Here is a 9,788-nt window from a genome sequence, read left to right as displayed (position 1 = left end):
CGCAGCGCTAGGCCGACCTACAAACCAAACAATAGTAACCCCCGCTTATTGGAAAAACCGGCTCCGGCCTCAGCCGATCTTCCGGCCGGCCAGCGGCGCGGTGTCCTCGCCCCGGCCCTCCCGCACGCCGCGCAGGAAGGCGTTCAGCGCCTCCTGGGCCGTACGGGACGGCTGCCAGCCCAGCGCCTTGTGCGCCCGGGAGGAGTCCAGGACGGGCAGCCGCAGCACCGCGTCGAACAGGTGGGGGAGGCCGGTACGGCGTGGGCCCGCCAGGCGCCCGCGAGCGCCGTACGCACCAGTGCCCTGGGGATCCGTACGACGCGGGCGTCGAGCAGTTCCGCCAGCTGGTGGGCGTCGATCACCGGGTCCGCCGCCAGGTTGAAGGGGCCGCGTACGTCGCCCAGCACGGCCAGCCGGTAGGCCTCGGCGGCGTCGTCGGTGTGGAGCACCTGGAACCGCAGCCCTTCCAGGTCGGGCACGAAGGGCAGCAGGTCGGGGCGGAGGAGGTTTCCGGGGATGTGACGGCCGGCGAAGATGCGCCGCTGTTCGGGCGCGGCGGTCTCCTTGAAGAGGAAGCCGGGCCGCATCCGGACCACCCGGATCTGGGGGTGCCGCAGCTCGAAGGTGTCGAGGACGCGTTCGAGGTAGGCCTTCTCCCGGCAGTAGGCGGCGTCCGGCCAGCCGTGGGTCGGCCACTCCTCGTTCACGCCGGGCTCGTCCTTGGGGCCGGGTGAGTAGGCGCCGACGGACGAGGCGTGCACCAGGGCGGGGACCCCGCTGCGCTCCACCGCGTCGAAGACCCGCTGCGAGCCGAGCACGTTGCTCCGCCAGGTGACGACCGGGTCGTGGGTGGGCTGGAAGCGCCACGCCAGGTGGACGACGGCGTCCGCGCCGTGCAGCAGGCCGGTGAGCCGCTCCTCGCCGTCCTCGCGCGACAGGTCGACGGTGTCCCACTCGACCCCCGCGATCTCCAGGGCGGGGCGCCTGCGCGCCAGGCCCAGGACCGAGCCGATCCCGGGGTCCCCGGCCAGCGCGCGGACCACGCTCGTCCCCACGTTGCCGGTGGCCCCTGTGACCACGACCCGCTTGCCGCCGGGCCGTCCGGTGGTCTCCATGAAAGCGTCCTTCCGTCAGGGGACGAGCAGGGTCTTGATCATCCCGTCGGCCTTCTTCTGGAACGTCTCGTAGGCCCTGGGCCCCTCTTCGAGGGGCAGATGGTGGGTGGCGAAGGAGTCCACGCCCAGCGGGTCGCCGTCGACCAGCAGCGGCAGCAGGTCGTCGACCCAGCGCTTGACGTTGGCCTGGCCCATGCGCAGCTGGATCTGCTTGTCGAACATGGTCAGCAGCGGCATCGGGTCGGCGGAGCCGCCGTAGACGCCGGAGACGGAGATCGTGCCGCCCCTGCGCACCAGGTCGATCGCCGTGTGGAGAGCGGTGAGGCGGTCGATGCCCGCCGTCTCCATGAGGCGCTGCCCGACCTTGTCGGGCAGCAGGCCGACCGCCGCGTGCGCGGCCTTGGCGACGGGGGCGCCGTGGGCCTCCATGCCGACCGCGTCGATCACCGCGTCCGTGCCGCGCCCGTCGGTGAGGTCCCGGACGGCGTCGCCGAGGTCCTTGTTCTTGTCGTACCGGCGCAGGTCCAGGCAGGTGGCCCCGTACGCGCTGACCCGGTCGAGGCGCTCGGGGACGAGGTCCACGCCGATGACGAGCCCGGCGCCCCGGTGGATCGCGATGCGGGCGGCCATCGCCCCGATGGGGCCGAGACCGAGGACGGTGACGCTGCCGCCGGGCGGGATGTCCGCGTACTCCACGGCCTGCCAGGCGGTCGGCAGGACGTCGGACAGGTAGACGAACCGGTCGTCCGAGGGGCCGTGCGGGACCTTGATGGGCAGATCGTTCCCGAAGGGCACCCGCAGGTACTCGGCCTGGCCGCCGGGCACCTGCCCGTAGAGCTTGGTGTAGCCGAACAGGGAGGCGCCCGTGCCGCGCTCGCGGACCTGGGTGGTCTCGCACTGGGAGTGCAGCCCCTGTCCGCACATGTAGCAGTGGCCGCAGGAGACGTTGAAAGGGATGACCACCCGGTCCCCCGGGGCGACGGCGTGCACCCCGGGCCCTACTTCCTCCACGACGCCCATCGGTTCGTGGCCGAGGATGTCACCGGGATCGAGGTAGGGGCCCAGCACCTCGTAGAGATGCAGGTCCGAGCCGCAGATACCGGTGGAGGTGATCTTGACGATGATGTCCGTCGGGTCCTGGATCCTCGGGTCCGGAACGGTCTCCACCCGGACGTCCCGCTTTCCCTGATAGGTCAATGCGCGCACGGTTGCACTCCCTGTTTCGCGTCGGACTTCTTCACGTCCTGTTTCGCGTCGGACTTCTTCACGCGGATTCCACGGCCGTTCCCGGGTTTGGACGAGTGCCGAGTTCCCACGAGGCTCCTGACGAAACACGCTCGTGTGGCAGCGCGGACGTGGTGCGAGGATGGCGTCATGGGAAATAGCGCCCTCATCGTCATCGACATGATCAACGCCTATGAGCACGCCGACGCCGAACTGCTCGTTCCCTCCGTCCGCACGGTTCTCCCCCACCTCACGCGCCTGATCGACCGCGCTCGGGCGGAAGGCGTTCCGGTCATCTACACGAACGACAATTTCGGCGAATGGCGGTCGCACCACGGAGAGATCGTGGAGAAGACGCTCGCCGGGAAGAACGCCGAGCTGGTCGAGCCCATCCTGCCGGACGACGATTCGCTCTTCGTCGTCAAGGCACGGCACTCCATCTTCTACGAGACGCCGCTGAGCTATCTGCTCTCCCAGCTGGGCGCGGACCATGTCGTGCTCTGCGGCCAGGTGACGGAGCAGTGCGTCCTGTATTCGGCGCTCGACGCCCATATCCGGCAGCTGCGCGTCACCGTGCCGAAGGACGCGGTGGCCCACATCCACAAGGACCTCGCCGAGGCCGCGCTGCGCATGATGGAGCGCAACATGGGCGCCGCGATCCGGGAGGCGGAGACCGTCTCGTTCTGAGGGGCGGCGCGGTGGGCCGGGAACGGGCGGGGCCCCGCCGCGATGCCGTACCGCGGCGGGGCCTCTCTCCTCGGTGCCGTACCGCGGCAGGGCCCCTCCCCTCGGCGCCGGTCAGATTCCGGCGGGGAAGCGGTCCCAGACCCGGTGCCCGCCGAGCAGCCGCACGATCTGGTCCAGGACCGTGGCCGGGTCGTCGCCGGTCACGACCCCGGGCAGGGTGGCGTGCGCACCGGCGGCCTCCAGCACCCCGGCGACCTCGCCCCAGCCGCCCAGCGCCTTGCCGTGGCGGAACGCCTCCGACAGGAGCAGCAGCACCCGGGGGTCGGTCGCCGTCGCCGGTCCCCCGGCCTTCGCGTCCCGTGCCCCGTACGCGTCGTCACCCGGGCCGGGCGCACCGGCCAGCAGGATCGCGTCGAACTCCACCGACCGCGCGTTGGCGAACGTGCGCTGCACGGTGACCGGGTCGCCGTCCGGGTCGAGCACCCCGCCCGTCGGGGCGATGACCAGCGGGACCATGCCGGCCTCCAGCACCGCTTCCCGTACGGTGCGGACCCCGGCCAGATCGCCGTCGGCGTCGGCCACGATGCCCACGACGCGGCCGTCCGGCGGCCAGACGGCGCCCAGCTGGGAGAGGGCCGGGCTGGGCTCCGGCGTGGCGAGCTTCTCCGTGGCGCGCGGGGCGGGCAGGCCGAGCCCGTTCGCCACCTGTTCGCAGAGCGTGGTGTCGATGTTGGCCAGCGCCTTCAGGGCCCGTTCCTTGACGGCCTGCTCGTAGCACTTGCTCAGCTCGAAGGTGTAGGCGGCGATGATGTGCTCCTGCTCCACCGGGGTCATGCTCAGCCAGAACAGCCGGGGCTGGGTGAAGTGGTCGGCGAACGAGGCCGGGGCGGCGCGCACCTTGCTCGCCTCGGGCACCGTCACCGGGCTCTCCACGAACGCCCCCGTGTCGGCCCCCGCGAGGAACGGGCAGCCTCCGTCGAGCGAGTTCGGGCGGTAGGGCGCGACGCCCCGGTGGACCGCCGTCTGGTGCATGCCGTCCCGGAGCATGTCGTTGACCGGGGCGTGCGTGCGGTTGATGGGCAGCTGACCGAAGTTCGGCCCGCCGAGCCGGGAGATCTGCGTGTCCAGGTACGAGAAGAGCCGGCCGGCCAGCAGCGGGTCGTCGGTGACGTCGATGCCGGGCACCAGGTGGCCGACGTGGAAGGCGACCTGCTCGGTCTCGGCGAAGTAGTTCGACGGGTTCGCGTCGAGCGTCAGCAGGCCGATCGGCTGCACCGGTGCCAGCTCCTCCGGCACGATCTTCGTCGGGTCCAGCAGGTCGATGCCCTCGAACGTCTGCTCGGGGGTGTCGGGGAAGGTCTGGATGCCCAGCTCCCACTGGGGGAAGGCGCCCGCCTCGATGGCGTCGGCGAGATCACGGCGGTGGAAGTCGGGGTCCACCCCGTTGATGATCTGCGCCTCCTCCCAGAGCAGGGAGTGCACGCCGAGCTTGGGCTTCCAGTGGAACTTCGCCAGCGTCGTGGCGCCTTCCGCGTTCACCAGGCGGAAGGTGTGGACGCCGAACCCCTCCATCGTCCGGTACGAGCGGGGGATGCCCCGGTCGGACATGTTCCACAGGGTGTGGTGCGTGGCCTCCGTGTGCAGGGTGACGAAGTCCCAGAAGGTGTCGTGGGCGCTCTGGGCCTGCGGGATCTCCCGGTCGGGGTGCGGCTTCCCCGCGTGGATGACGTCGGGGAACTTGATCGCGTCCTGGATGAAGAAGACCGGGATGTTGTTGCCGACGAGGTCGAAGACGCCCTCCTGGGTGTAGAACTTCGTGGCGAAGCCTCGGGTGTCGCGGACGGTGTCGGCCGAGCCGCGCGAACCGAGCACCGTGGAGAACCGCGTGAAGACGGGGGTCTCGACGCCCTCGGCCAGGAACGCCGCCCGGGAGACGCCGGAGGCGGTGCCGTAGCCCGTGAACACCCCGTGGGCGGCGGCGCCCCGGGCGTGGACCACGCGCTCGGGGATGCGCTCGTGGTCGAAGTGCGTGACCTTTTCCCGCAGGTGGTGGTCCTGGAGGAGCACCGGGCCCCGCTCCCCCGCCTTCAGGGAGTGGTCGCTGTCGTACAGCCGGGCGCCCTGGGCGGTGGTCAGGTGGGCGCCCGACTGGGCGAGGTCCGCGGGGTCGACGCCGAGGTCCTGGCCCGTGGGGCTCATCGTGGCCGGACCGCGCTGGTCCGGTTTGGGCGGCAGCGGCGCCTGCGGCCGGGTGGGCTCGTCCACCGGGGGCGACTGCGAAGCGGGCTTGCCGGGCACCCCCTCCTCGGGCGAGGAGGCCACGCCCAGTGCGTCGGCGGCCTTCTCGGCCACGGCCTTCAGGGGATTCTTGTCGCTCATGACAACTCCGTACGTGAGGGGGCGCGGGCCCATACGTGAGGGGGAGGCGCCCACGGGTACCCGACGGCCACCGCTTCACACGGACCCGTTTCCCGCTCGCCGTGGCGGCGGCCCGCCGGGAGGGGGGCGGCCGGATCCGTCATCTCGGGCGGGCCGGGGTCAAGGGCGCCGTGTGCAGGGCGGGTTCGTGCGTGGCGCTCTCCCGGATCCGGCGGCAGGACTCGGCGATCAGGCGGGAGACGTGCATCTGGGACAGGCCCAGTTCGGTGGCGATGGCGCTCTGGGTCATCCCGGCGAAGAACCGGAGGTAGAGCACGCGTCTCTCGCGCTCGGCCAGCCGGCTGATCCCGGGCTTCGCCGCCTCGCGGTCGAGCACCAGGTCGAAGGCGTCGTCCACGGTGCCCAGCCGGTCGCCCAGGAGCAGCTCGCCCGTGCCCGCGGCCGTCTCGGCGTCGATGGACAGGGCGCTGAACCCGTGCAGGGCCTCGCTCCCCTGCCGCACCTCGTCCTCGGTGAGGCCGGTGTGCTCGGCGATCCGGGCCGGTGAGGGGGAGATGCCCATGGCGGCCAGTTCGGAGCCGGCGAGGCGGACGACGTTGCGGAGGTTCTGGACGCGGCGGGGGACGTGCACCGACCACATGCGGTCCCGGAAGTGCCGCTTGATCTCACCCGTGATGGTGGGCACGGCGAAGGGCGCGAAGGCGCGGCCGATCGCGGGATCGTAGCGGTCCACGGCGTTGACGAGACCGATCGCCGCCACCTGCCGCAGATCCTCCAGCGTCTCGCCGCGGTTGCGGTAGCGGGCTGCCAGGCGGTGGGCCATGGGCAGCCAGGCACAGATGATCTGCCCGCGCAGCCGCTCCTTCGCGGGGCCGGCGGGGAGCTCCACGAGACGGCGGAAGTCCGCTGCCGTGTCGGGGTCGTCGGCGTACCGGCTTTCCTCGGCCATGGGGGGCGGCTCAACTCCTCGCCGTACGGGATCGCTGTCGCCGGGAGGATGGTGCGCCGGGTGGGCCCTGACGTCAGGGAGGACGGCCCGCGCGGCATCCGTCGCCGGGGCGTGCCTCACCTCCGAAGCACCCTCGTTGCCTTCCCCTGTGCGGAGAACCGCGAAAACGGCGGGGCGGTGTGTTCACCCGACCGGTCGCCGGAAGCCGCTCCCCTGCCCGGGGGGCGTGCTCAGCGGGCGCGGGTGTGTCTGATGGCGGTGTGCAGGGCGCGGCGGGTGGCGGGCGGCAGAGGCGTGCCGTGGAAGCTCTCGACGAGTTGGTGGGCGATGTCGCGCAGCTTGATGTTGCTCTCCTGCGAGGCGGTGACCAGGGTCTGCCAGGCCTGCCCGCTGGTGCAGGGCGTCGAGGCGATGAGGATGCCGCGGGCGATGTCGATCACCGGTCGGCTGCTGAGTGCGGCCCGTAGTCCTTCGAGCTCGCCGCGGAGGGCGGCGATCTCGGCCGCGGTGGGCCGGGGGGCAGCCGGCGCCGGATCCTCGGGGCCGGGCGGTGCGGTGCGCATGTCGTCGTCGTGATCGAGTTGTTCTCGCATGTCTGCTCTCTCCTTCCCGTCTCCCTCGTGTGCATGCCACGTCGGCCGCGGCACGGCCTCGGTGAGGCTGGGTCGTCCGCCGCGTCCTGCGTCGTCCGGCCGTGCGCGGGTACGGAGAGCCAGGGCGCCGGGCGCGGGGCCCGGTGCGCCGGAGGAGGAGGGCCGGGCCCCGTGCGGGGGGGGCGGGGCAGGGGCCCTGGCAGGTGCGGCTCGGGGGGCGAGCACACCCGCCGGTGAACCCTGGGCACGGCCTCGGCCGTCGGAAGGTCCCGCCCGTGGCCGGCCGGCTGCTCCGCCCGGTCGGCTGCTCTCTGCGGAAGGGCATGCGCGGGTGTGCCCGGAACGCCCTTCCACCGCACGGAGAATAGGCACGGCGTGGCGGGCGCGTGGCACCCGACACGCGCCCGGCGGCGGGACACCCCCTGAAAGGAACGCTCCCCTGTCGTTCGGCCGCGCGGCGCCGTCGCGAACGCCCCCGGCGACCCGCGCGAGGGCGCGCCTCATCCGACGTAGCGGCGCGCGGCCGATGTCCGGCGGGCCAGCTCCAGGGTGCGGATGCGTGCTTCGAGGGGGCGCGGCACGGGCCGGCGCTGCCTGAGCACCCATGGCAGCCCGGCCGCCGCCTGGCCGAAGGCCCGCAGCGAGGCCCGGTCCCGGGGGACGGTACGCAGCAGCTCGGCGGTCCGGCGCAGAGCGGGGATCCAGGGGCGGCGCAGCCAGGTGAACCAGAGGGTGTTCCGCAGCCCCAGGGTCCGCCGTCCGGTGCTGTCCCGGGCGGTGGAGGCCGCGTGGTGGATCAGCAGCTCGGGGACGTAGCTGAGCCACCACCCCTGCCGCAGCAGGTCGGTGGCGAGCAGCTCCTCCTCGCCGCCCAGCCACAGGCCCGGGTGGAATCCGCCCGCCGACCGGAAGGCCTCGGTCCGCATCACGGTCGCGGCGGCCAGGAACGAGCCGAGGGCGGGGCCCGGCAGCCAGTCGGGGCCGGGGAGGGGGGAATCGCGCAGCTCGGCGACGACGGGGTCCTCCTCGCCCGACGGTTCGACGACGATGCGGGCCGTGACGGCGGCCAGGCGCGGCCGCGGGTCCAGCACATCGGCGGCGTGCCGCAGGGATCCCGGCTCCCACCAGGTGTCGTCGTCGCAGAAGGCCACGTACGGGGTGCGCACGTGCTCGACCGCCAGGTTCCGGCCGACGGCCCCCAGGTTGCGGCCGGGGGTCAGCAGCGTCACTTCGGGGTGCAGGCGGGCCACCGCGCCGGCGGTGCCGTCCTCGGAGCCGTTGTCGGTGACGATCACCCGGGGCGCCTCGGGCAGGTCACGCAGGGCCGCCAGCGTGCGCAGCAGTTCGGGGCGGCGGTTGTGGGTGATCACCACGACGGTGACGCGGTCGTCGCTCATGTCCTCGTCTCCTTCCCGGCGCTCCCGTGGGCCGCTGCTCGTACGCGGCTGACGCCGTCCTCGTCCGCGTACCCCTCCAGCAGCCGCACCTTCTGTTCGACCCGAGGGGGCAGGCGCCGTCGTCGGCGCACGGCGGCGGGCGCTCTCTCCAGGGCCCCGCGCAGCGCCGTGGCGGCTCCCGCGTCACCTCGCGCCGCCGCCGTGGCCAGCGCCAGGGTGTGCCGCAGGGCCACGTGCGCCGGCCGGCGCAGCCAGGCGGTGAGGAGGGCGTTGCGGCGCAGGAGTGCGGTGCGGCCGGGACGCTCGCCCGGGTCGGGGTGGTGGTGGGCCGTCACCGAGGGGTCGTAGGAGACGCCCCAGCCGGCGGCCGCCAGGTCGTAGGCGAGGAGGGTCTCCTCGGCTCCGAAGAAGAGCAGCGGGTGGTAGCCGCCGACGCCGAGGAAGGCCTTCGCGCGGACGACGCACGCGCAGCCGAGGAACCCCAGGACGGGGCGGCCCGGCAGGCCCGGTTCCGGCGGGAGCGGGGAGCGCTCCAGCAGCTCGTTCAGCGGGTCCTCCCGCTCCCGGGGGCCCACCAGGCTGCGGGCGGCCAGCAGGCCCAGGCGCGGGTGGGCGTCGAGGAGGTCGGCGGCGCGCCGCAGGGCGCCGGGCCGCCACCAGGAGTCGTCGTCGCTGAAGGCGACGTACGGGGTACGGGCGTGGCCCACGGCGAGGTTCCGGCCCAGCGCGCCGAGGTTGCGTCCGGGCGCCAGCACCCGGGCGCCGACCGGGTGGGCCCGCAGGGCGGCTCCCACCGCCCGGTCGGTGCCGTTGTCGACCACCACGACCGGTGGCCGCTCGGGCAGCTCCGCCAGCCGGTCCAGGGTGTGCAGGGCGCTGCGCGGCCGGTTCCTGGTGATCATGGCGACGGTGGTGCGCGCGTCGGCGGCCGGGGCGGGCGCCCTGTCGCCGTCCTCACGCACGGTTGCCCGCCTCGGCTGGCCGGGGGCCGTCGGTCTCCTCGCGACGGGTGTGTGCGAGGACGGCGGCGAGCACCTCGACGGTCCCGATCCTCAGCAGCGACGGGTCGGGGGCGGTGCCGTGCGGATCGCCCGGCGGGCCGGGGTGCCACAGGGCGGTGTGGCGCGGGTCCGGCGGCGGTCCCCACAGGCGCGGTGCCACCGGCCCGAAGAGGGTGACCGACGGGGTGCCGTGGGCGACGGCCAGGTGGGCGGGGCCGGTGTCGCCGCTGAGGAGGCACGCCGCTCCGGCGACGAGGGCGGACAGCTCCGCGAAGGGCATCCCGCCGGAGAACACGTTCTCGGCGCCCAGCCCCGCGTCCCTCGCCACCTCCTCGGTCAGCCCCTCCTCCCCCGGGCCGCCGGTCACCACGACCCGGCAGTCCGCGGCCAGCAGCCGCCGCACGACCGTGGCGTAGTGGCGGGCCGGCCAGCGCCGGGCGGGC

At 73.6% G+C, this 9,788-nt stretch carries 8 protein-coding genes and 1 pseudogene; 1 reads left to right on the top strand and 8 read right to left on the bottom strand.

What is annotated here, in order from left to right; translation table 11 throughout:
- Positions 1-69: 69 nt before the first annotated feature.
- Positions 70-1,115, bottom strand: a pseudogene (locus AB0917_RS31790) (SDR family oxidoreductase).
- Between the two features lie 15 nt (positions 1,116-1,130).
- Positions 1,131-2,321 carry a zinc-dependent alcohol dehydrogenase gene (locus AB0917_RS31785; protein WP_366823171.1) on the bottom strand — a complete coding sequence of 397 codons (1,191 nt, stop codon included), beginning with the start codon at positions 2,319-2,321 and terminating at the stop codon, positions 1,131-1,133.
- A gap of 168 nt (positions 2,322-2,489) precedes the next feature.
- Between AB0917_RS31785 and AB0917_RS31780 the strand changes: the two genes are divergently transcribed.
- Positions 2,490-3,026 carry an isochorismatase family cysteine hydrolase gene (locus AB0917_RS31780; protein ID WP_366823170.1) on the top strand — a complete coding sequence of 179 codons (537 nt, stop codon included), beginning with the start codon at positions 2,490-2,492 and terminating at the stop codon, positions 3,024-3,026.
- A 111-nt stretch (positions 3,027-3,137) separates the two neighbouring features.
- Here the strand turns inward: AB0917_RS31780 and AB0917_RS31775 are convergent, their stop codons facing one another.
- The 6 genes from AB0917_RS31775 to AB0917_RS31750 form a co-directional block, all read right to left on the bottom strand.
- Positions 3,138-5,405, bottom strand: a complete 2,268-nt coding sequence (locus tag AB0917_RS31775) for a catalase (RefSeq protein ID WP_366823168.1) — start codon at positions 5,403-5,405, stop codon at positions 3,138-3,140.
- 139 nt (positions 5,406-5,544) lie between these two features.
- The gene (locus AB0917_RS31770; protein WP_366823167.1) at positions 5,545-6,354 is read right to left on the bottom strand and encodes a SigB/SigF/SigG family RNA polymerase sigma factor; all 810 of its coding nucleotides are present in this window, start codon (positions 6,352-6,354) and stop codon (positions 5,545-5,547) included.
- Positions 6,355-6,584: 230 nt separating this feature from the next.
- Positions 6,585-6,947 carry an ANTAR domain-containing protein gene (locus tag AB0917_RS31765; protein WP_366823166.1) on the bottom strand — a complete coding sequence of 121 codons (363 nt, stop codon included), beginning with the start codon at positions 6,945-6,947 and terminating at the stop codon, positions 6,585-6,587.
- Positions 6,948-7,447: 500 nt separating this feature from the next.
- Positions 7,448-8,344, bottom strand: a complete 897-nt coding sequence (locus AB0917_RS31760; RefSeq protein ID WP_366823165.1) for a glycosyltransferase — start codon at positions 8,342-8,344, stop codon at positions 7,448-7,450.
- On the bottom strand, positions 8,341-9,246 hold the full coding sequence (locus AB0917_RS31755; protein ID WP_366823172.1) for a glycosyltransferase: 906 nt from the start codon (positions 9,244-9,246) through the stop codon (positions 8,341-8,343). Before AB0917_RS31755 ends, AB0917_RS31760 begins: the two co-directional genes overlap by 4 nt.
- A 52-nt stretch (positions 9,247-9,298) precedes the next feature.
- On the bottom strand, positions 9,299-9,788 hold a 490-nt coding region (locus AB0917_RS31750), incomplete at its 5' end, for a glycosyltransferase family 9 protein (protein WP_366823164.1).

Origin of the sequence: Streptomyces sp. NPDC007346 (genome assembly GCF_040703535.1) — a bacterium.
In the GTDB taxonomy this organism is placed as follows: domain Bacteria; phylum Actinomycetota; class Actinomycetes; order Streptomycetales; family Streptomycetaceae; genus Streptomyces.
Note: the sequence above shows the minus strand (reverse complement) of the source record. Positions and strands in the feature narration are given on the sequence as shown.